The following is a 22483-nucleotide window of genomic DNA, read 5'->3' as shown; positions in this document are numbered from 1 at the left end:
CTTTAATTTTCTTTAATCTGGCTAAGGCGCTGCGCATTTGCAACCGATTTAAATAAATCCAATTGCACTAATTCATTTTTGTTTGTTGTCAAAAGTATCTGGAACTTAGTAATCTCGGTAACCTTAAAATCGGCAACAGTGTCGTCTACTTTGACCGTTTTAATGTCTGATTTGTCACGCTGTTGCACGGCAACTACCGCTTGAAATTCCGTACCGTTAAAAGTTACTGCCAACAATTTTAATTGTTCTGCCAAAATGTCTTGCGGACTGTTTTGTGGTGCAGCTACCACCTCTGGTTGCACAAACGGCTTAATATTAAACACATTAGCAAATTGTATCGCGTCAAAATCCCTACGTGCAAGCGGTGCTGAAGACGGGCTGCTATAGTCTACCCCATCAGCTGAAGTGGCATTTTTATCTGGGATAAGCGCTGACATAATCGTAAATGCATGCAATACCAACGCGGCTAAAAAAAGTAAAATGACGCGGGAAAAAAATAGCTTAATCATATGGCCGTTTCTCCTTCAGCAGGTGCGAGCAGCACGATAGCGTCTAAACGCATGTTGACGAACTGCACACTCAAGCCCGGTTTTATGATTGACATGTTGCTGATAACTACCTTTGGAGTCCCTGTTTCGACATCTTGTAAATACGCCAATATCATTTCAGGATGGCCCTGCAGTGTAATTGTAATAGGCAAAGCAGGAAGTGGCGCTTGCTGAAAATCACCCACGGCACGGTTATTAATTTTTAAATGATATTGTTTTGCTTTGCTTTCCACGTAGCGCAGCACATCAATGTTGTTATCGCTGCTGGCTGGCAGCAATTTTGTCATCAGTTGCTGATAATCAGCGACAATAACCTCATTTTGTTGCTTTAACGTGTCAGCACGCAGTTGGGTGTTCTGCAATTTGCTCTGCAAACCTTTATAGTAAGCGATTTGCTCAGCGTTATTTATCAACCATTGCTGCCAAGGCAACAGCACAAACTTTAACAACACCATTATGGCAATAACGAGCAGAGACAACTTATGCCAAGGTTTAATTTCCTGCATCCTTGACCTCCAACGAGTTAAAAATAAATGAGATGGTAAAAGACTCTGCGTCCCTCTCAGCTTGCACTGGGCGGTCAAAACGGGCTTCAGTGATGAGTGGCGAATTACCCAGCTGTGCTAACACCTCAGTCGCAGAGGGGGCTATTCCCTGAATAACCGCAACATTTTCGTTTAACTGACTACGACGTAACTCTGTGCCTGCAGGCAACTGCTCTGATAAAAACATCAGCAGGTTACTGTATTTGGCTGAACCTTCTAACAATGGGGTATAGCGACTCACTAACGCAACTAAATCTTCGGTTTTTTGGCGTTGCAATAACACGACTTCTGCATCTTGCTGACGCTGTGCAACATCTTCTTTGAGATGATCGCGATATAAGGCCAAGCCAGCACTAAGCACTACCGCATAGATTACGCTTAATGTCAGGCCCAGCAGTAGATAAGGTTTCCAACCCGTAACTGAAAACTGCCTTGCCGGTGCACGATAGTAAAGCATACCTGCCCAGTCATACCACTTTGGCAATATCGGCTGTTCCAGGGTTACTTTCTTAATATTTAACACCTGAGCTGACGTTTCTGCCTTGTCGTCAGTGGCACCGATAGCAGATAAAAAATGCTCAGGGTTAACCATTAGCCCTTTTTTATCGGTAAAGTGTGCAGTGCCATCTGCTGCAACATAGGCCCAGTATTTATCACTAGAATCGATGAGATAAAGCTGTTCAGGTTGTAAACATTGCTTAGCAAGCCAGGTTTCAGGATACAGCAAAACGAATTGCCCCTGATAAGCTTGCAAGGCCTGTTGTGAGATACAGACAAACTGCAAGCGAAAGGTATGATCTGGCTTGCGCTGAATACGCCACAGCACTTTTTCATACTGCAGTTGATGCATCGCCAGTTCGTTTTTTAAGATATAAAGCAGCTCCGTCCAGTTTGCTTTAATACTTTTACTGATTTCAACATAATCTGATTTTGCAAGATAAATAACCTTGAACGTCCAACGTTTGCTCTTTGGCTGTGCATCTTTAAGCCACTGTGCACTAAAATGCCTGGCTATCATGTGTTTCATTAAAATTCACTATCCCCATAACCCGACCTGTAGGCCGTGATATAACTAAATTCTGGTGTTCCTACGCCTCTGACCAACAGGAAAGACTCTTTGTACGCGGCTTGCTCGTTGCGGCTACTAAGCTCAATATAGAGATTCCTTGACGGATAAGGTTCTGAGCCCGTTTCCCCCCCTAAAGCTTCGCTTTGTACTTCACCTTGCTGACGTTCGCTTCGCTTCATTTCAGCTCGCTCTTCACCATACAGCAGCGGCAACATACCGTCGGGAGCAAATACTGGATTTAACCGCCCGGCACCAATATAAACAATATGTTTTTTTACACGCTGCCAAAGCTGGGGTGTCATGCTGCGTAGCATAGCAATTTCATCAATACTTTGCGGTATATCGTTTCGGGGCCAGCCATCTTGCTTGTACTCGAAACGTTCGGCGCCATTAAGATGAATAAAATCATCGGGATCAATCCAGTCCGCAAGCTCATCCGTCAGGCGCTGTGGATCAGCCGCACCCGCATATTTAAACACCGTGGACCAGCTCTCTGGTTCAAACGGCAATAACGATACCATACCTGAGCTATCGGTAATACGAACCTGTACCTCATCAAGCGTAAATTGGCTGCCATAAAAATTAAACTCCGGCGGCATGCCGGCTTGCGTAATGACATTGGGCTGACTGCCATAAAACCATAGCCCACTGGTACTAAGGGCATAAACTAACTGCTCTCGGGCACTGACGACCTTTAACTGCGCTGTGATGTAGGACGATATCTGCTCCGCCTGTTGCAACCGATGCTTAAGCCGGTATTGCTGTAAAATGACCACCGCTGATAACACACCGGTAAGCATTAACACCAATATCAGCGCGACACCGCGTTGTTTAACCGCTGCTTGCATTATTAAAATACCCTGCTTTTGCCGGATCTAGGCCGTGGAGTTGGACCCAGTATTCTTGACTGGAAGTATCGTTTTTTACGGTCATTTTAATTAGACCCGGTAAGGTGCCGGTTTCACTGCTGTAATATTTATCCTGCCACGTGGCAGTACTAGCCGCGTTCATTACCGGGTTAATTGGATTTTGAGACAATTGTGCGGTTAAATCGAGCCATCCATAGTATTCCAGTGTTAATGCTGTAGCAGGAACAATATTCAGTGAAAATTCGCTACATACATCCTGCTGGCTAATATTGGCTTTTGTAAGAAACGTCTCATCGAGTACTTTTTCACAGTAACGTAGATGACCATCTTCGATAGCCATAGCTGACACAGACCCCGTACCAGGTTTTGTTACCGAGGTGGTACTTACCCACAATAATGCGTTTTTACTGCCACTAAACAGCAACTGCTTTTTACCCTCAACAGTAGTGACATAATACATGCTGGTAGAGGCTATTTGGTGCTGCAACCACTTTAAGCGCTTAAAGTGTTCCGACACGGTATTAAAACTATCCTGACGCTGATTAAGTTGCACAACAAAATAGCGATAAGCCTCTGAAGATAAAAGCATAATACTGGTAAGGATAACCAGCGATACTAACATTTCTATTAGGGTAAAGCCGTTGCGTGTTGTCATAGGGTTAACTGAAAGCTATATAAGGGGTTGTCGCCACTGCTTACATCTACCTGATACAGGCTTTTTTGTTGATTTGTCTCAGTCAAGCCGCCAGACTCGGCATCATAAGCACCAGCGACAGCCGCACTGCGGATAACTTTAGCCTGCCATGCATAAGGCATATCTGACAAAGTCCACTCTCCCTGCACTGCGCCTTGTTGTAACTCATAGCGAATGCGATTAACCACGGAATCCAGTTGCGACGCACGCAACAGAATACGTTCAGCCTGACGCTGCTGCAGGTCATTCTGTTGAAATACAACTGAGGCTACACCCAGTGCCATTGCCAGCAACAAACCGGCAATCAGTACTTCAATTAACGTTAAGCCAGCGTGTTTCTTCATTTGCTAATTGCAATGTCCATCGATTGTAATTAATGACCGCAGCCAGCTCAATTTCCGCTCGCTGATATCCGGGACTAAAAACCAGCTGTTTTTCTTCGGTAAAACTGACATATTCCAACGCAAAACTAACTTGAGTATCTGCTGTTTTTGCTTCAATTTGCTTACCGGCAAAGGTCAGTGTGACATCTTCACTTTTAAAAAATGCCAGCTGTCGGGCGCGTTGCAAAAACAAGATTATCTTTTGCCGCTCTACTTGTTGCTGCTGCTTATCAACTTGCTCTGCTGTGAAAGGGATAATTAATGCCAGCGTCGTTGACATTATAACCATGACAATAAGCAGCTCTATCAGCGTAAAGCCCGCAGCATGCGAGCGGCTACAACGGGACATCAGAGGTTGAAACTATACTAAGCAGCATGGTGACAACAACGGACCCTACCAGGCCGCCCATAATAATAATAAGTAACGGCTCTAACATACTGGTCAGCTTCAACGCCCATTGTTCAAAGCGCCAGCGGGCTCGCAGGTTAATTTCTGCAAACACCGTTTCGAGTTTGCCGCTTTCCTCGCCCACTTTAATCAGCGACATCATTACCGGCTCAAGCAAATCGGTGCTGGCTAAAGACTGCGACAGCATTTTTCCATGGCCGATATCGTCTTTAACCCGCCGTACTTGTAAACTAAAAGCAGGGTTAACAAACACACCTTGTGCAAAGTGCAGGGATTGCGATAGTGGAAGCCCACTTTGCAGCATTAGTTGCATGGCAGAAACGAAACGAATACGTTCGCTCAGTAGTAGCCCCTTGCTAATAAGCGGTGTTTTAACCGCGACCGCTAACAGCATTTTACGAAACCAGGGCTTGCGGCTACTGCTCAGCACTAACAAAATAAAGGCTACAAATACTCCGAGGATAATCATCTGATTTTCACGCACAAAAGCGCTGGAAGATAATAAAAACGCCGTATAGGCAGGCAAATCATCCCGGCTACTAAACAAGCCTTCCATGCTGGGGACAATAAAGTTAAAAATGGCAAATAATGACACCAAACAAACCGCCAGAATAAAGCCCGGATAAACCAATGCTTGCGTTACCTTGCTACGGAGTTCATTTTGGAATTTTAGGTTTTGTGTTAACCGCTCTAATGTTTCGGCCAGTTTGCCTGACTCTTCGCCTATACGCACCATCTCACAATACAGGTTGTCAAAATACCGGCTATAACGGCTAAAGGCCTGATACAGCGGCGTACCGGCTCGAACTTGCTCGGTTAAATCAGCCAGCAAGGCGGCAATGGTGGCATTGGGGTTAGCCTGCGCCATCATTTCCAGCGCTCTGTCCAACTGCACCCCGTTACGCAGCAAAATAGACAACTCTGAGGTTAATTGTTCCAGCTCTGAGGCGGATATACGTTTAAAGAAACCATCAGCAACCTGCAGCGGTGCAACCGTTAGGGGGGTGAGCTGCTGCTGGCTTACCGCCAGCAAGGCGGCAACTTTAGACTGTGCTTTCACCCTGCCTTTAACACGGCCACCATTTGTGTCCAGCGCTTCATATTGCCAAATTTGCATTAGCCCGCTACCCGTATCACTTCATCTAGCGTTGTTGTGCCTTTTAGCACTTTAAGCAAGCCATCCTGCTTTAAGGTGCGCAGGTTATGTTTTTGCCGATAACTATTTACCAATGGCATAAACCGCTGATCTTTAGGGTAACTTTGTATTTCTTCGTTATTGGGCAAATATTCTAAAATGGCCATCCGGCCAAAGTAACCTGAACCTCCGCATTTTTCGCAGCCTACCGCGCGGCACATATTAACCTCACCCTCTAACACGGGAAGGAGTTGTTTAAATTCGGTTAGCTGAAGCAAACGGCTTTGATCGGGTTCGGGGGCTTTACAATGTGTGCATAGCGTTCTAACTAAACGCTGTGCCATAACCGAAATGACCGTGGCATTAAGCAAAAACTCTTCTACACCTAAATCGAGTAAACGGGTAAAAGTGGTGGGGGCATCATTGGTATGCACGGTGCTAAATACTAAGTGACCGGTTAATGAAGACTGCATGGCAATACGGGCAGTTTCATGGTCGCGAATCTCACCCACCATGATGATATCGGGATCTTGCCGCACAATACTGCGTAAACCACGGGCAAAGTCAAAACCAATGTCTGAGTTTACCTGAACCTGATTGATACCATCCAACTGATATTCGATAGGATCTTCAAGCGTAATAATTTTTACGTGTGGCTGATTTAACTGCGATAAAAATGAGTACAGGCTGGTAGTTTTACCCGAACCAGTCGGTCCGGTCATTAGGATGACCCCGGTAGTACGGGTAAGATCTTTACTAATATGATCGATTAAATCCTGCTCGTAGCCAACGGCTTTAAGATCAAACCGTACTGCGTCTTTTACCAGAAAACGCATTACCACACTTTCACCTTCACCCAGCGGCAATGACGACACCCGTATATCCAGTGCTTTGCCGGCAACACTGGTTTCAATCTTGCCATCTTGTGGTTTACGTCGTTCTGCGATATCCATACCAGAGAGTATTTTTATCCTTGAGACAACGCCTAGCTGCAAGTCCATTGGAATAGTATCACCGGCGTGCAACATACCATCAACACGATACCTTACACGGTAACGTCCCGCCAATGGCTCTAAATGCATATCAGATGCACGCAGTTTTATACCGCGCACAATAAGGTTGTTTACCAGATTAACGGTTGGCGCGCCAAAAGCCAGCTCACGCAAGCGCTCTAATTCATTAAGGCTTTGTCCTTCACCATGCACGTCCTGGCTTTGCTCTGCCTGTAAAAACACCCGCAGCGCATCAAAATCAGCCTGACGACACACGCTAACCTGAACGTCGTCAAAGTAACGACCCCAAAAATCGTATAGCGGTAGATGGAATGGGTCGGTGACTGCCAGGCAAATACGACTATCGTCTTGTTTAAACGGCAAGGCCTTATGCTTTATTGCCTGCTCTAAATCAAGCTGGGCAAAAAAACCAACTGGCAAACTTACACTGGTAGCATCGTGCACATATAGGGGTAAATCCAAATAGCCAGCATAGACAGGTGCCAGCTCTTCTTGCTGCATAACGCCAAGGTTAACCAGTATATGCTCAACACGGCCACCTAACTGACGGCGATAGTCTAACGCGCGTTGTAGCTGCTCATCACTGATGATTTCGCGACCACGCAAATAAGCGGCAATGCCACCGTTAAGTGCCGTATTAGGTGTTGATGAGACTGAACTTGACATAATTCGCCCTGTTATTCGACGAAAATATCAGCGTTGAGTTCTTCACCGCCTTCTCTGCCATCTGCACCATAGCTAAATAAATCATAAGGTTGTATTTCACCAGAGCCAGGAAAGCGATAAACATAGGCATTGCCCCAAGGGTCTAACGGCACGTTTTTAGGCAAATACGGGCCGTCCCAACGGGTATTGTCTGACTGGCGCAAGCCATTTAAATCCGCCGGATAGGTACCGGTATCCAGCCGGTGCGCTGACAGTGCAGTTTGTAACATTTGCATTTGCGCAACCGCGGTTTTACGTTGTGACGAATCCACTTTAGAAAACATTTCTGGCGCAACCAATGACGCCAGTAAGCCCAGTATCACCATTACAATCAGCAGTTCTATCAGGGTAAAACCGCTATGCTTTGTTTTTGTATTAGCTTGCTTAATAAACACATTAACTCCTGTGATATTTACATCGTTTACTACAGTGAACTGATAGCGGCCAGCGCGACAGCACTCTGATAGAAAATTTGCGTTACCTGGGTCCACAAACTCAGGCTGTCTTTATATTCGGTATCCAGTGGCACAACGATGGTATCACCAGGTGTTAATTGCTCACTCGTTACCGCAAACCAACGATTACTGGATGGCAACATGACCGAGCCATCAGCGCGGATAACATAAATACCGCTTTCATCGGCACGTTTACGAAACCCACCCGCTTGTTCCAGATAATATTCCAGACTCATACCGTCTTTGAAGCGATGACTGCTAGCATGTTGTACTTCGCCTACCACAGTAATTGCGGTATTTTTACGTGGTACATAGAGTATATCGCCATGCTCTACTTCCAGGTCGGCGCTATCATTACCAGACACTATGGCGGGCAAATCAACCACAAAACGGCCAACAGGCTCTTGCTTCTGTAACTCGTTCACCATCGCAATCGCATCGGCCGGATTAACCAGACTTTTCTCTGCCGACAAAGCACGGATGGCAACATCGGCTTTTAGTTGCTCAGCCAGTTTATTCATTTGCAGTTTTTCGCGCTCTTTAATCATCTCACGGGTAAAGACTGCACCCTCGATAAAAGCGCCGTTATTCAAGCCCCCTGCGCGCGCAATGACTGACGATAATGTCTCTCCGTTTCGCACAGGATAACGCCCGGGGAAACTTACTTCGCCACGGATCTCAACAATACGTGCTTGATTCCAATCCGCACGGGCAAATACGTTTACATTATCCCGGCTTTGCAAAGTAACAACTTCACTGCCATTTAGCACGTCAGCTAATGACACATCCAGATGCGTCACCTCTAAAGGCTCATTTAACGTGTTATCGCGCCAGTAGCGAGTAAGTTCAGCCCGCTGTAAATTTGCTGAGGCTTTAACACCGCCAGCAGCAATAATTAGCCGGTTTAAATCGGTATTTTCCGCCAAGGGATACTCACCTGGCACGATAACGTCACCAGTTATACTGACTACATTAGGCTGTTTGCCATTTCTGGCTTGTTTTTTTAGCTGCACTAACACCGGATAAAGCAACTCTCGTCTTGTCAGGTGCGGTGTCAGTTGCATTAACGCTTTATCGTGCAGCGTCTGACTCAGAAAATCCTCAAACGTTCCCTTTAACCAATCTTGTTGTTCATAACGCAATTCTTCGATAGACAGCGGCGTAAAATCGGGTTTTCGTTCAACTAGCTGGCTAGCTGACAGGTTATCGCGAATTTTGATGTCGGCGATAAAAGACGCTTGTTTGCCCTGTTGTAATGATGTGTCCGACAACACTTGCTCTACCAACAGGTTAAAGTCTTGCATGCTGCCGATATTTTGCTGTGCTGACTGCTGATGCTTAAGATATTGTTTAGCAAAATAGCGATTTATTTCCTGGCGTTGATACGTATCATTAGCGTAATTAAACACCAACACTTTATCGCCCGGTGCCAATGCCACATCAGCTGCCGAACCCGTGGCTCCAAGCGCTGAACTCACGCTAAATTGCAATACGGTAAACTCGGGTTCAGCCAGATTAGGCTGACGCAAAATTAACGCATAATCTGGATCGGCACTAGCGTGTAAATCTCCCCACAACGAACGAATAAGATCGCTAACCCGCATACCTGACTGATAAGCATAAGTGCCTGGGCGAACTACAGCACCTAATAAAGCAATTTGGTTGTTTACTCTGGGCGAGACCGCATTAACTTTAAGAAAATCGCCTGGTTTAACGGCGCGGTTAAGGTCTTGCTTTGTCGTTAGATTAAGATCCAGTAACTCGCGCTGACGTTGAGCATTTAACCGCTCCAATATGGCAGCATTGGCGTAGGCATCGGCTTTAATACCACCGGCCATCGCCAATACGTCTGCAACGGTTTCCCCCTGTTTAATCTCGAACAGCGCCGGACGTCGAATTTCTCCTTCAACCTGCACCATACCGGCTAATGTCGTGACAAAAACCACGTCACCATGTTGCAGTAGAATGTCGCCGGCAGCATTGCCCTGTAACAGCAAAGCATATAGGTCAAACTCGGCAACCAGATTACCCTGCCGCCTAACCTGAATTTGCCGCAAACTCCCTATATCGCTAACACCACCTGCAGCAAACAACGCTTGGGTAACACTGGACAGCGCAGATAAATTATAGGTTCCAGGATACTTGGCTTCACCGGCAATAAACACATTGATGGTTCGCAGCTTGCCCATACTCACTGCGACATTAACGCCTAACATGGCTTGGCTAATGCGATCTTTAATCAGCAGCTTAACTTCTGGAAAGGTTAACCCCGCAACTAAAATATTGCCAAGCTCAGGGATATGCACATCGCCTTCGCGACTCACCATAAGTTCATACTGCTGATTTACCTTACCGTAAAGCTGCAATAGTAAGGTGTCATCGGCGCCTAACTGATAGCTGTCAGGTACTGGCATAGACGATGGCAAAACAAAATTGCTTTTTTGCTCATCAAACATGGCCATACCAAAACGCTCGACTTTTGCACTATCCTGCTCTAAATCTGGCTGTTCAGTTTTCCGGTTATTGACACGTTGTGTTTGCGGCTCTAAAGGCTGATTGTTATTATCTGCAGTTGCATTGGCAGAAGTTGCCACATTAAGGGCGTCTAGGTTTACACCGTACTGACGGGCTATTTTTTCTTGCTCAGCAAGCGGCAACTTTTTAAGCTGCTCTAACATCGCCGGAGATGGCGACATAACTTGTGCTGCTGCCTCAATACAAAACAATGCCGCAACTAAAGTCAGCAACAAAAATACTCTTTTCACATTCAAGCTCCGTGATCCTGCTGTCTGGCGTGTTGTCTTGGGAAGATAACGTGGTTCAACGACATAATTAAGGCGCTACTCTACCGTTTTTTTACCCTTTTATCGACAGTATTATGCAGTCTGATACCATAACCAGGTGTTATAAACCCGGTTATGGATAGAAAATAAACGGTTACAATCTTATGTCACTTGCTGTTATTGGCAACAAGTATTTTAAGTCGTAAATAATGCCATTTGGCTTACACAAAGCCCGTAAACCCTCTGGGCCCATTTGCCGAAATTGTTGGTGGCCTACGGCAAGTATTACGGCATCATAAACGCCGGTTTCAACGCTTGAAATTGGCGTAATGCCATATTCATGCTGGGCTTCATCAGCATCTACCCAAGTGTCAAATACATCGGCGTGTACCCCGTATTCGTTGAGCTCAGCTAACATATCGACAACCTTGGTATTACGAATATCCGGGCAGTTTTCTTTAAAGGTTAGGCCCATCATCAGTACCCTGGCACCACTTACCTGAATTTTGCGCTTGATCATTACCTTAACCAGCTCACTAACTACATAGCGGCCCATGCTATCGTTAATACGACGACCCGCCAGAATAACTTCCGGGTTGTAGCCAATGGCCTGTGCTTTGTGCGTTAGATAATAAGGGTCAACACCAATACAATGGCCGCCAACCAAGCCTGGCCTAAACGGTAAAAAGTTCCATTTGGTGCCGGCTGCCAGTAGTACTTCTTCGGTATCAATACCTAACTTGTTAAAAATCACCGCTAGTTCGTTTATCAGTGCAATATTTAAATCGCGCTGGGTATTTTCTATCACCTTAGCTGCTTCAGCCACCCGAATAGAGCTGGCTTTATACGTGCCAGCGGTAATAATGCTACCGTACAATGCATCAACAAAGTCAGCAATCTCAGGCGTTGAGCCAGAGGTGACTTTTTTAATAGTGGTTACACGATGCTCTTTATCACCCGGGTTAATACGCTCTGGGCTGTAACCCGCGAAGAAGTCTACATTGTAAGTTAGACCTGATATCCGTTCGATAACCGGTATACAGTCTTCCTCTGTCGCCCCCGGATAAACAGTTGATTCATAAATAACGACATCGCCCGCTTTTAGCACCTTGCCTAACGTTTCCGAGGCTTTAATCAACGGTGTTAAATCGGGTTGGCGATGTTTATCTATGGGTGTTGGCACTGTGACAATAAACACATTGGCTTGACGTAAAGTGTCAAGCTCACAGCTATACTGCAGCTTGTCGGCAAGTTTAAGCTCGTCAACACTGACTTCGAGCGTGTGATCCTGGCCCTGATTTAATTCATTAATCCGAGCTTTATTGATATCAAAGCCAATGGTTGGATAGTGCTTGCCAAATTCAACGGCAAGCGGCAAACCTACATAGCCTAAGCCAATCACGGCAATTTGACTGTCTGCAATATTTTTCATACTTAAATCCTGTGTAAGTCCATTTACGTTGTTGTAAGTTGTCAGGTTAGCGCTGTTGAATATACCATGGCATGGCCAGTTTTATGCCATCGTGAATACGGTAAAATGGGTCATAGCCCAGCGTCTCTCTGGCTTTACTAATATCAGCTTGAGAGTGGCGCACATCACCAGCGCGAAAATCGCCATAGTGTGGGGCCTGATCGTATGCCACGTTATTATCTGCCAGGCTTTGTTTAATCGCGTTAAACAGCTCATTAAGGGTCGTGCGATCGCCAAGCGCCACATTAAACACATCGCTTTGCTCGATATTGGCCAATGCTGCACGAATATTGGCTTGCACTGCATTGGCGATAAAGCAAAAATCACGGCTGGTTTCACCATCGCCGTTTATCACCACAGCCTGATTGGCAATCATAGCGGCAGTCCATTTCGGGATAACTGCAGCGTAAGCGCCGTTGGGGTCTTGCCGCGGGCCGAAGACATTAAAATACCGCAGCCCAATGCTGTGAAAACCGTAACAGCGGGAAAATACATCGGCATACAGTTCGTTGACGTATTTAGTAACGGCATAAGGTGATAAGGGTTTGCCAATGTTCGCTTCCATTTTAGGCAGCGCGGGATGATCACCATAGGTAGAGCTGGACGCCGCATAGACAAACCGTTTAACACCAGCGTCACGCGCAGCCACTAACATGTTCAAAAAACCGCTAATGTTGGTGTCATTAGTGGTAATAGGATCGTTGATTGAACGAGGTACCGACCCCAATGCCGCTTGATGCAGCACATAATCAACGCCACTACACGCCAGCTGGCAGTCTGCTAGTGTACGAATATCTGCGTTATAAAAGCTAAAATTAGCCCACTGCTGTGGGCTTACCAGTTGCTGTACTTCATCAAGATTACGTTGATGACCCGTGGCAAAGTTGTCTAGCCCAACAACTATTTGGTTAGCTTTTAGCAATGTTTCCAAAAGGTTGGAGCCAATAAAACCAGCACAACCGGTAATGAGCCAGCGTTTAGGTTTAGCACTTAGGTGTTGTAGAATATCCATATTCCCCGCTCTGTTTGTCATTGAACTACGCTAGCATTTGTTCTAATAGCATCAATAATTCGCTGACAGGCTTTGCCGTCTCCATACGGATTATGTGCGAAGCTCATACTATCGTAATACGCTTTGTCAGTCAGTAACTTAGTCACTTCATTTACTAAGGACTGGGTATCGGTGCCCACCAGTTTTACTGTGCCGGCTAGCACTGCCTCCGGCCGCTCTGTGGTATCTCGCATCACCAATACCGGTTTGCCTAAAGAAGGTGCTTCTTCCTGAATACCGCCAGAGTCTGTCAGTACCAGCGTGCTGCGGCTCATAAGGTACACAAACGGCAGATAATCCTGTGGCGCTATTAAATGTACATTGCTGGCATCAGACAACAAACGGTATACCGGCTCACGTACATTCGGGTTTAAATGCACCGGATAAACGATATCGCAATCTGGAAACTGCTGGGCAATGTGCTTTAACGCAGCGCAAATATTTTCAAAACCGCTACCAAAACTCTCACGACGATGCCCTGTTACCAGTATTAACCTGCGACCATCTTGGCCAAAAGGAAATTGTTTGGCGAAATTGTCACTGAGTACCTGATCAGACTCTATTTTAGCAACCACTTCCAACAGCGCATCAATAACGGTATTGCCAGTAACAAAAATATGCGCCGGATCTACCTGCTCTTTTAGCAAGTTTTGTTCTGAGGTAGTCGTTGGCGCAAAATGAAAGCGTGTAATGGCACCAGTTAGCTTGCGATTAGCTTCTTCTGGCCAGGGGCTATAAATATTGCCGGTACGTAAGCCCGCTTCAACATGCCCGACGGCAATTTTTTCATAATAGCAGGCCAATGCCGCCGCAAAGGTGGTGCTGGTGTCACCGTGCACCAACACAACATCCGGTTTAAAATCACGTAACACCGGTTTAATGTTGAGCAAAATACTGGTGGTAACGTCGTATAGATCTTGCCCGGCTTTCATAATGGCCAGATCATATTCTGGTTCGATATCAAAGAGATGCAATACCTGGTCTAGCATTTCACGATGCTGCCCCGTTACACACACCCGGCTATCGATATCTGCTTGTTGTTTAAGCAGGTTTACCAGTGGAGCCATCTTTATTGCTTCTGGCCGAGTGCCAAACACACTAAGAACTTTAATCATTGCAGATCCTTATTGCACTAATGCCGTAAAGCTTACCAAAAGCCCTTTTAAAGCGATAGAGCGAAAAGGTAAACTGCGCCTTGCTGAACTACAGGATTTAACGATGTTATTTTTTAATAGTAAAAACATTCCCGAATTAGCCGGCTTGAACTTTGCAGAGCGCATGGACGTGATCCGACGTGCTACCGATATGCTGCCGGTACCAACAAAAATCACCCTTAATATTGTAAAGCTACTGATCCTGATCCCCTTATTTTTGCTCATTGCCCGTAGCACCGGCTGGGACATTGCCGCTTACGCCGTGTTACTGGTGGTGTTGTATCCACTTATTATGCGTCCTCTGACTTTTGCTTTAAGCCGGCGTTATTTTGTTAAGGTACGGCAACAGTTTTTCCCCCAACAAGGTTAGACCAGCATTAATTTAATGCTTTTATGCTCATTAAAGCGCCATTGTAAGACGAGGGTGGGTGACAACATGGCGTTTCATCTGCATAATCGGCTCAGCTTGGTGCTTACGCATGCCGGGCATATATTCTAATAAAATTGGGGAATCCATGACAGAATCCAGCACTATTGCGGTGGCGCCTGCCAACCAACCGCAATTTCTCGGCCATCCGGTCGGGCTCTATGTGTGCTTTCTCACTGAAATGTGGGAACGCTTTTCGTTCTACGGCATGAAATACCTGCTGTTACTCTATTTAACAAAGTATCACTTGTTTAGCGACGCTGGCGGCTTAGACGTATTAGGCAGCTATGCAGGCTTAGTGTATGCCATGCCAGTTATTGGCGGCATGTTGGCTGACCGCTATTTAGGTATGCGAAAGGCTGTCACTTTTGGTGCAATATTGTTGTGTCTTGGGCACTTAGGTTTAGCCTATGAAGGCTTTCAAGCCTACACCGAAAATGGTGTTGTAGTGCAGGATACCCAAGCGATACAGGTGTTTTACTTCTCACTGGCACTGATTATTATGGGTGTGGGCTTTTTAAAGCCGAATATTTCAACCATCGTAGGTCAGCTGTATGGCAAAGAAGACGCACGCCGTGACTCTGGTTTTACCATTTTTTATATGGGTATTAACCTGGGCTCATTTATCGCGACCTTGTCAGTAACCTATTTAGGTGAAACTTATGGCTGGGGCTACGGATTTGGTTTGGCCGGTATTGGTATGGTTATTGGTTTAGTGGTGTTTTTAACCGGCCAGAAATACCTGTACGGTTATGCTGAACCTTCGAATCCTGCACTGTTAAAAGAAAAAGTGTTTGCTGGCATAAATAAAGAGTGGTTTATTTACTTAGCCACCCTGCCTGCCTTAGCTATTATGTGGCAACTGGTTCAATACAACCCTGTTGTGCACACCACTTTGCTGGGCATGTCTTTTATAGTACTCGTCGGTATTATTTGGTTTATTACTTCGCAATGTACTAAAGAAGAACGTGACAGAATGATCGTTCTAATTGTGCTGACGATGTCTACCGTGGTGTTTTGGGCATTGTTTGAACAATCAGCGTCATCAATGACACTGTATGCCGACCGCGTTTTAGATAGAAACGTATTTGGATATGAAGCGACTGCAGGACAGTTTGGTTCACTCAACGCATTCTTTATTATTACGCTGGCGCCTCTGTTTGCCTGGCTTTGGATTGCACTAGCTAAACGTAAGCTGGAGCCAAGCACGCCGGTAAAATTTGCCTTGGGTATTATTCAGGCAGGTTTAGGTTTTGGTGCACTGGTTTATGGCGCGACACATCCTAACGAAGCGGGTTATGTGGCTGCCTGGTGGTTAATTCTGGCTTATGCACTACACACTATGGGTGAGCTATGCTTGTCTCCTGTGGGCTTGTCTGCCGTAACGAAGTTAGCCGTACCTAAGGTGGTTGGCGTAATGATGGGCGCATGGTTCCTTGCCACTGCGTATTCAGAACTCCTGGCAACACAGTTAGCCAAATTAGCGGCTATTGATACCAATGCAGGCGAAGTTGCTAACGTGACGCAAGCGCTGGGTGCTTACACCGAGTTGTTTAGCTTCTTGTTCTACGTTGGCGTTGGTTTTGGTGTGTTTATGTTGCTGATTAGCCCATGGCTGAAAAAGCGGATGCACGGCGTGCATTAAGTTAACACTAAAAGTAAAAAGGTCAGCAAATGCTGACCTTTTTTATTACTCGCCTAACTACAAATATCAGTACAAACATCAGTGCACACATTACTGACCGCGCCACTGCGCGTGGCAAAGTGATTCATATTTTTCCCGGCTAAGCAGGATACGCGCCAGCACCATATCCGCCTCGCCCGCTTCACCGGTTAAGCCAATCTGTGCTTCAAAATGTAACTCGGGATCTAAATCTTGCATCATAATATCGACCCAGTCTTCACCCGGCAGGGTTAAATCAGCGTAGCCGCGCGTTTCATAATGCTGCTGATACAAGGCATAATCTTGTGCTGACAAACTTTCGGCAGCTAATTCTTCAAAAATATCAAACGCATGGTCACATAATTCGTCCAGCGTCCACAACTCCAGTTCTTGCATTCCTGCTCCGCTTCATTCGCAATTGCCGCCAGTATAGCAAGCCTTTGCCGAAAAGGCCGCTGTGCTGCTACACTGTCGGCCATTTTTCCAGGCAGAAATAACTATGTATCTGTGTCCGCTTTGCCAACAGCCCCTGTCATTGCACGATAAACACTATCAGTGCCCACAACGCCATAGCTTCGACATTGCCCGCGAAGGCTATGTTAATTTGCTGCCGGTGCAAAATAAAAAGTCTAAAGATCCGGGTGATAACAAAGAGATGATGCAAGCCAGGCGGGATTTTTTGCAAGCGGGTTGGTACGCGCCGCTAGCACAAGCGGTTAACACTATCTGGGCCAGTCTGTCACCCACTACCTTACTCGACATCGGCTGTGGTGAAGGCTATTACACTAATCACGTAAAGCAAACGCTACCTGGTTGCGATATTTACGGTGTTGATATATCAAAAAGCGCCATTAAGTTTGCAGCTAAAGCGTGCCCGGCTATTAAGTTTAGTGTGGCCAGCGCATACCAACTTCCATTTGCAGATCATAGCTTTGACGGGATATTGCGTATCTATGCGCCATCTAAACCTGAAGAGCTGCAGCGTTTAATTAAGCCCGCGGGGCACTTGTTAACGGTAACACCCGGACCTGAGCATCTGGTAGAAATTAAACACGCGGTGTATGAAAACGTTCGTTTACACGACGATGCTATTGCGACAATACCGGGTTTTACACACTTGAGCCGGCAATCTTTACGTTATCAATTGCCTTTTAGCCAAGAGAAAGATGTATTAGCACTAATACAAATGGTGCCGTTAGCATGGAAATTTAGCCCAGTGCAAAAACAGCAGTTTGCCGCTAGCACACCAGCAATTAGCGTAGAATTTTCACTTGATTTGTATCAAGAAAATACGCCGGTCTGATTGGCGTAAACTCAATTGTCTGTGGTGTTGGCGTCGAGTTCCTGCTGGTGAATAGCGGTTAATGCGCCTGACCAAAAATAGGTGCCTAATTCATTGATTAAATTAGATTCTGCATTCATCAACATCACCAAGCCAAGTTGATGCTCTTGCGAATAGGCAATTTCTGCCCGATATCCCTGCACCCAACCACCGTGATACATCAGCTGATCCTGGCCAAACTGGTATACCCGCCAGCCTAAAGCATAATGCGCATCGGTTAAATATCGGCGCCATTCCCTGCGGCGTAAATCACGCCGGGTTTTAACTCTTTTTTTGCTGATATTTTGCAGTACATCATGTGACAATACTTGCGGGTTGTGTCCCAGCTGGGCAATCAGCCAATAGCCTAAATCGATAGCACTGGCATTGACACCGGCTGCCGGGCCAAAACGATAATAGCTCTCTGCAACTTTTGTCGGGTACCACTTGCCGCGCGCTTTCACATGCGGCATAGCACGATTTTCAGTACTAAACAGCCCATCCAGCCCCACAGACGCCGTAGGCAGTTGCAAAGGGGTGAATATGCGTTCCTGCAATAACTCGGCGTAAGGTTTTCCCGTTGTTTTAAGCATGACCTGTTCAATTAAACTAAACAGCACATTCTGATAACCGTAGCATTGGCCTGGCGCGCAAAGGGGGTCAATTTTACTAAATTGCGGCAGAATTTTTTCCAGCGGCACGTTGGCTTCTATCAGGTTATCGTAAGCATTGGGCATAACCCCTGTGCTTTGCGACAGAAGGTGCTCCAGCTTCAGCTGATTATTGTAACGTTTAGATTTGAACGAAAAGCCGGGAACATACTTGGTTAGTTTATCATCCCAGCTAAAGTGGCCTTATGCTGCTAAAATACTGGACAAGCCACTGGCAAAGGTTTTAGACACCGACGCAATGCGAAACACGGTGTAGGGATCTACCGGCTCAGTTTGTCCAAGCTGTCGCACACCAAAACCGGCGGCAGCAATAATTTTATTGCCTCTGACGATGGCGTAAGCCGCACCAGGAATGTCATGTTCCGTTAATTTACCGGAATAATACGTATCAAAGTCACTGATTATTGGCGCAAGAATATCATCCGCCTGCAAGACGACGTTGCCAGAGACGGCTATAGCATCATTAGCTTGCGCTACTGCAAGATTAGGCTGAAACATAACACTGAATAAACAGCCTAATACAACACAAAAAATCGGCTTCACTTGAAATTATTATCCGTTGTTATGGTGTAAAGCAGTACGGTATTGTAGGGGCTTTACCCCTAATTGCCAAGCGCACCCCACCTGTTGGCACCCTGGCTTGCTGGTAATACTAAGCCTGTGGGCATTGTAATACCGTGCTCGTAGGACGAATAGCAACAAGCTGGCCGGCGTCGTTACTGACAAATTCAACCCACTGCTGTAATTGAAAATCATCAGGCGTTGGCACCACATTTAATTGAGCGAGCAACTGCCTGTCTACTGTTAACAGCAAATCGTTACACACGCTAATTTGCCATTGCTCTGCGTTTTGCCGTAATAAGCCAGTTTGAGTATGAAATGCATCATTGCGTTGTGCAGTCTCGACATATTGCTGGTAAGCGTTACTGGCATCACCCGGTAGCATTGCTAAGGCTTGTTCCTTCTGAACTGTTATGCGATGTTGCTGCACTTCACGATATTGGGAATCGCTGGTGACTACAATTTGATAGTACAACGGCGACGACGGCTGTTGAAGCAATAACAAATAGCCCAATACCAAAACAAAAGCACTACTTAAAGCCAACTGCATATTTCGCCAGGCCGGCCACCACCGCTGTGATACCGGTGGTTTTGCTCGCTGCATTATACGCTCGCTAAGCTGCGGCGGAGCGGCATGTCTGGCTTTTTCATGTTGATACTGTTGTTGTAAGTCTCGCTCAAACTGTTCAGGCGTTGTCATCTGACACTCCGGCTAGCTGCTGTAGAAATTGTCTGGCGTATCGCAAACGGCTTTTAATAGTTTCGTCAGGTTGCTGTGTTATGTCACTTATTTGCGCAATCGAAAATCCCTCCAACTGCAACATTAATGCTTCACGTTGAAAAAATGGCAATAACTGCAATTGCTTACCTAATTGCAATTGTTGCTTTGCTCGCGACAATTGCTGCTCGGGACAATGACCATCCGTATACATATCATCTAACAACGCCTCGGGTTGCCAGCGTTTTAACCGCCTTAATTCATCAATCAAACCGTTACGGCCTATGCTAAACAGCCAGGTTTTAAAACTACTGGCACCACGAAAACTGCCGGGCTGCTCCAGCAACGTTAACCACACTTGTTGGCTAATATCTTCCGCCAGAGTACGGTCCGATTGCTGCAGTAAAAAGTGATATAAGTCGCTACCATGCATGGCAAACAGTTTTTGCAAATACGTGACATTGCTGCTGTCCTGGTAACGGCAGAACAATTGCTCTGCCGTTTCTTCAGCACCCATCCACCCTGCCAGGAAAAAGGATAACGCCATAGTACTGCTCCTTTATCTAAGTCCTGTGAGGTTATCTATGCTGTTTTTTTCAGACTAATCGTTCTGTAAACTAAAATCGAGCTGAACTTGCATGTTATGTTGTTTAATTGGTTTGCCTTCAACCATTTGCGGCTGGTATTTCCAACGTCGCAGTGCCCGTGTCGCCTCGCGATTAAACACGTTTGCCGGTTCTGCCGCTAACACGGAAATATCGGTTACTGCGCCGCTTTCATCAATACTAAAGCCTAAACGCACCCAACCGGTTATGCCATCACGCGCGGCGTCAACAGGGTAACGCGGCTCAACCCTAACCAAGGGTGCAGCCCCCCGATCTGTTTGAGATTGCTGCAATATCGGGCCTGCACTGCTGGGTAAGGTCACCGGCCCCAGCGTAATTAAACCGGGGGCAATATTGGAGGGATCAACCGTTAATGGTTGCGGTTTAGGAATATCTCTGTTTTGCGGCTCAGGCGGCTTTGGCATCGGTGGCCGAACCTCTACCTCACTGTCCTCTGGTGCCGTAAACAGTTGGATAGGACCAAACTCAGTTACTTCCTGTCGTTGCAACGCATCGGCTTTAATAAGTTGCTGCATGGCGGCAAACAGTAAAAAAGTAATGGTTAATGCTGCGCCCCCCGCGGTCATCAGTTTTAAGGCGGGGTTTTGCGGTAAATTCGTAGCGGTTAGTAACGTCATAGTCTACTCCTTGATTGCCATATTATTAATTAGACGAATGACCAGCTAAAAAGGGGTTAAATATTTTTTGCCTTTACATAACCTTTACCCAACCTCGCTGTAAGCCAGGGCTGCAGCTGGTTATAGTGTTGTGGTAATTAGTTTATGGAGTGATTTAGGTGCGTTACGGAATTAGTATTATTGTTGTGTGTATTGCCGCGCTGCTAGCCTGGTTTAATATCAGCCCCGCTCAACCTGAAGTTCGCTATCAAACACAGCAGGTAGATAGCGGTGCAATTGAAAGTGTAGTTAATACCGCAGGCACCACTAAAGCCGTCGTTACGGTTGAAGTGGGTACCGAAGTGTCAGGGCTCATCACAGAACTTTATGTCGACTTTAACGACGATGTTGCGCAGGGACAAGCTATTGCGAAGCTTGACGACAGAACCTATGTTGCAAGGTTACGACAAGCTGACGCCGACGTTGTAATGGCTAAAGCCAGCCTGGCACAACAACACGCTACACACCTAAAAGCAGAAACAGAACTGGCCCGCACAGATCGCGCATTTCAACGCCAGCAACAATTAATGGCTAAAAGCTTAACCAACCAAACCGAACTGGATAATGCACAAGCGGCTTTTGATACGGCTAAAGCACAAGTTTCATTGGCAAAGGCTCAAATTCAGAGCGCCGATGCACAACTACTGCAACGTAAAGCACAGCAAGAACAAGCTCAGTTGGACTTAGACCGCACCACCATACGTTCGCCGGTCAACGGCACGGTAATTGACCGACAAGTCGATATTGGGCAGACCGTTGCTGCCAGCTTATCGGCGCCAACATTATTTACTATTGCTCAGGACCTGTCGCAAATGCAGATAGAAGCCGATGTTGATGAAGCCGACATTGGTAAAATACAGCAAGGCCAGCCGGTGCGGTTTCAGGTAGATGCCTACCCTGAACGTCAATTTCGCGGCGATGTTGCACAAGTTCGTAAAGCCGCGACTAACACCAATAATGTTGTAACCTACAAAGTCATTATCAATGCACCCAATCAGCAACAACTGCTATTGCCGGGTATGACAGCAAACTTGAATATTGTTCGCGGCCAGCAAAACGATGTTTTGCGTGTACCCAATGCGGCATTACGCTTTAAACCTGCTGGTATAGCAGCAACACCCGCCGCCAGAACTGATATGGCAGCAGAAGTGATTACTCAGTTACAGCTCAGTGGTGACAGCAGTAATGCGGTAAAACAACTGTATAAAGACTTTGCCGCCAGCCAGCAACAGGCCAGAACTCAGCTGACAAATAACCCTATGACCGACATGCGACAAATCATGGCCAAGGAGCGACAAAAGCTGCAAAACGCCATGCAACAAGTGCTAACTGAGCAACAATACCAACAGTATCTCGAGCTTAATGAACAACGCCGTGCAAAGCGGGCTCAGGGCACTGCTGGCACTGCTGCACAACTATGGCGCTTAAACGCCGATGGCCAACCCGAGTCAGTGACAATACGTATTGGCCTGACAAACGATGAGTACAGTGAATTACTCAGTAGCGAACTACGGGCAGGTGATGCCGTTATTGTCCGTGCCACAAGAGTAGATTAA

General features: G+C 46.3%; 22 protein-coding genes and 1 pseudogene. 4 read left to right on the top strand and 19 right to left on the bottom strand.

Annotated features, from left to right (window positions below; all coding sequences use genetic code 11):
- Positions 1–2: 2 nt before the first annotated feature.
- The 14 genes from H595_RS0120205 to wecB form a co-directional block, all read right to left on the bottom strand.
- Positions 3–509: a hypothetical protein gene (locus H595_RS0120205; RefSeq protein WP_027672757.1), complete on the bottom strand. Its 507-nt coding sequence runs from the start codon at positions 507–509 to the stop codon at positions 3–5.
- Positions 506–1054: a hypothetical protein gene (locus H595_RS0120200; RefSeq protein ID WP_027672756.1), complete on the bottom strand. Its 549-nt coding sequence runs from the start codon at positions 1052–1054 to the stop codon at positions 506–508. The genes H595_RS0120205 and H595_RS0120200 overlap by 4 nt, the downstream gene beginning before the upstream one ends.
- On the bottom strand, positions 1041–2120 hold the full coding sequence (locus tag H595_RS0120195) for a PilN domain-containing protein (protein WP_027672755.1): 1080 nt from the start codon (positions 2118–2120) through the stop codon (positions 1041–1043). Before H595_RS0120195 ends, H595_RS0120200 begins: the two co-directional genes overlap by 14 nt.
- Complete coding sequence (locus H595_RS0120190; RefSeq protein WP_027672754.1) at positions 2120–3010, bottom strand: type II secretion system minor pseudopilin; 891 nt, start codon at positions 3008–3010, stop codon at positions 2120–2122. Before H595_RS0120190 ends, H595_RS0120195 begins: the two co-directional genes overlap by 1 nt.
- Positions 2994–3686 (bottom strand): PulJ/GspJ family protein, encoded by a 693-nt coding sequence (locus H595_RS0120185; protein WP_027672753.1) that lies wholly within the window; start codon positions 3684–3686, stop codon positions 2994–2996. The genes H595_RS0120190 and H595_RS0120185 overlap by 17 nt, the downstream gene beginning before the upstream one ends.
- Positions 3683–4069 (bottom strand): PulJ/GspJ family protein, encoded by a 387-nt coding sequence (locus H595_RS0120180; RefSeq protein WP_027672752.1) that lies wholly within the window; start codon positions 4067–4069, stop codon positions 3683–3685. Before H595_RS0120180 ends, H595_RS0120185 begins: the two co-directional genes overlap by 4 nt.
- On the bottom strand, positions 4038–4457 hold the full coding sequence (locus H595_RS0120175; RefSeq protein ID WP_027672751.1) for a pilus assembly FimT family protein: 420 nt from the start codon (positions 4455–4457) through the stop codon (positions 4038–4040). Before H595_RS0120175 ends, H595_RS0120180 begins: the two co-directional genes overlap by 32 nt.
- Positions 4444–5634, bottom strand: coding sequence for a type II secretion system F family protein (locus tag H595_RS0120170; protein WP_027672750.1), 1191 nt, complete (start codon positions 5632–5634; stop codon positions 4444–4446). Before H595_RS0120170 ends, H595_RS0120175 begins: the two co-directional genes overlap by 14 nt.
- The gene (locus H595_RS0120165) at positions 5634–7331 is read right to left on the bottom strand and encodes a GspE/PulE family protein (RefSeq protein WP_084153678.1); all 1698 of its coding nucleotides are present in this window, start codon (positions 7329–7331) and stop codon (positions 5634–5636) included. The genes H595_RS0120170 and H595_RS0120165 overlap by 1 nt, the downstream gene beginning before the upstream one ends.
- A gap of 11 nt (positions 7332–7342) precedes the next feature.
- Positions 7343–7765, bottom strand: a complete 423-nt coding sequence (gene gspG / locus H595_RS0120160; protein ID WP_240474959.1) for a type II secretion system major pseudopilin GspG — start codon at positions 7763–7765, stop codon at positions 7343–7345.
- 29 nt (positions 7766–7794) lie between these two features.
- Positions 7795–10590: an SLBB domain-containing protein gene (locus H595_RS0120155; RefSeq protein ID WP_051220021.1), complete on the bottom strand. Its 2796-nt coding sequence runs from the start codon at positions 10588–10590 to the stop codon at positions 7795–7797.
- Positions 10591–10762: 172 nt separating this feature from the next.
- The gene (gene tviB, locus H595_RS0120150) at positions 10763–12040 is read right to left on the bottom strand and encodes a Vi polysaccharide biosynthesis UDP-N-acetylglucosamine C-6 dehydrogenase TviB (protein ID WP_027672746.1); all 1278 of its coding nucleotides are present in this window, start codon (positions 12038–12040) and stop codon (positions 10763–10765) included.
- 46 nt (positions 12041–12086) lie between these two features.
- Positions 12087–13091: an SDR family oxidoreductase gene (locus tag H595_RS0120145; RefSeq protein ID WP_027672745.1), complete on the bottom strand. Its 1005-nt coding sequence runs from the start codon at positions 13089–13091 to the stop codon at positions 12087–12089.
- Between the two features lie 17 nt (positions 13092–13108).
- Positions 13109–14245 (bottom strand): non-hydrolyzing UDP-N-acetylglucosamine 2-epimerase, encoded by a 1137-nt coding sequence (gene wecB / locus H595_RS0120140; RefSeq protein WP_027672744.1) that lies wholly within the window; start codon positions 14243–14245, stop codon positions 13109–13111.
- Positions 14246–14348: 103 nt separating this feature from the next.
- Between wecB and H595_RS0120135 the strand changes: the two genes are divergently transcribed.
- Together H595_RS0120135 and H595_RS0120125 are read left to right on the top strand one after the other, a co-directional pair.
- Entirely contained in the window at positions 14349–14654 is a 306-nt protein-coding gene (locus H595_RS0120135) for a DUF6170 family protein (RefSeq protein WP_027672743.1), read from the top strand.
- Between the two features lie 145 nt (positions 14655–14799).
- Positions 14800–16356: a peptide MFS transporter gene (locus H595_RS0120125; RefSeq protein WP_037055644.1), complete on the top strand. Its 1557-nt coding sequence runs from the start codon at positions 14800–14802 to the stop codon at positions 16354–16356.
- A 90-nt stretch (positions 16357–16446) separates the two neighbouring features.
- Here the strand turns inward: H595_RS0120125 and H595_RS0120120 are convergent, their stop codons facing one another.
- Positions 16447–16770, bottom strand: coding sequence for a DUF440 family protein (locus H595_RS0120120; protein ID WP_027672741.1), 324 nt, complete (start codon positions 16768–16770; stop codon positions 16447–16449).
- Positions 16771–16873: 103 nt separating this feature from the next.
- Here H595_RS0120120 and rlmA point away from each other — a divergent pair, with 103 nt between their 5' ends.
- Complete coding sequence (rlmA, locus tag H595_RS0120115) at positions 16874–17677, top strand: 23S rRNA (guanine(745)-N(1))-methyltransferase (protein ID WP_027672740.1); 804 nt, start codon at positions 16874–16876, stop codon at positions 17675–17677.
- A gap of 11 nt (positions 17678–17688) precedes the next feature.
- Here the strand turns inward: rlmA and H595_RS24050 are convergent.
- The 4 genes and pseudogenes from H595_RS24050 to H595_RS0120095 form a co-directional block, all read right to left on the bottom strand.
- Positions 17689–18864: pseudogene (locus H595_RS24050) on the bottom strand (serine hydrolase domain-containing protein).
- Positions 18865–19018: 154 nt separating this feature from the next.
- Positions 19019–19627: a hypothetical protein gene (locus H595_RS0120105; RefSeq protein WP_027672739.1), complete on the bottom strand. Its 609-nt coding sequence runs from the start codon at positions 19625–19627 to the stop codon at positions 19019–19021.
- Positions 19614–20192 (bottom strand): sigma-70 family RNA polymerase sigma factor, encoded by a 579-nt coding sequence (locus H595_RS0120100; protein ID WP_051220018.1) that lies wholly within the window; start codon positions 20190–20192, stop codon positions 19614–19616. Before H595_RS0120100 ends, H595_RS0120105 begins: the two co-directional genes overlap by 14 nt.
- A 54-nt stretch (positions 20193–20246) precedes the next feature.
- A complete protein-coding gene (locus H595_RS0120095; protein ID WP_051220017.1) occupies positions 20247–20888 on the bottom strand; it encodes an energy transducer TonB in 642 nt (213 codons plus the stop codon).
- 158 nt (positions 20889–21046) lie between these two features.
- Between H595_RS0120095 and H595_RS0120090 the strand changes: the two genes are divergently transcribed.
- Positions 21047–22483 (top strand): efflux RND transporter periplasmic adaptor subunit, encoded by a 1437-nt coding sequence (locus H595_RS0120090; protein WP_037055641.1) that lies wholly within the window; start codon positions 21047–21049, stop codon positions 22481–22483.

The organism is Rheinheimera baltica DSM 14885, assembly GCF_000425345.1.
In the GTDB taxonomy this organism is placed as follows: Bacteria; Pseudomonadota; Gammaproteobacteria; order Enterobacterales; family Alteromonadaceae; genus Alishewanella; species Alishewanella baltica.
The sequence above is the reverse complement of the archived record's forward strand: the minus strand, read 5'-3'. Positions and strand labels throughout refer to the sequence as shown.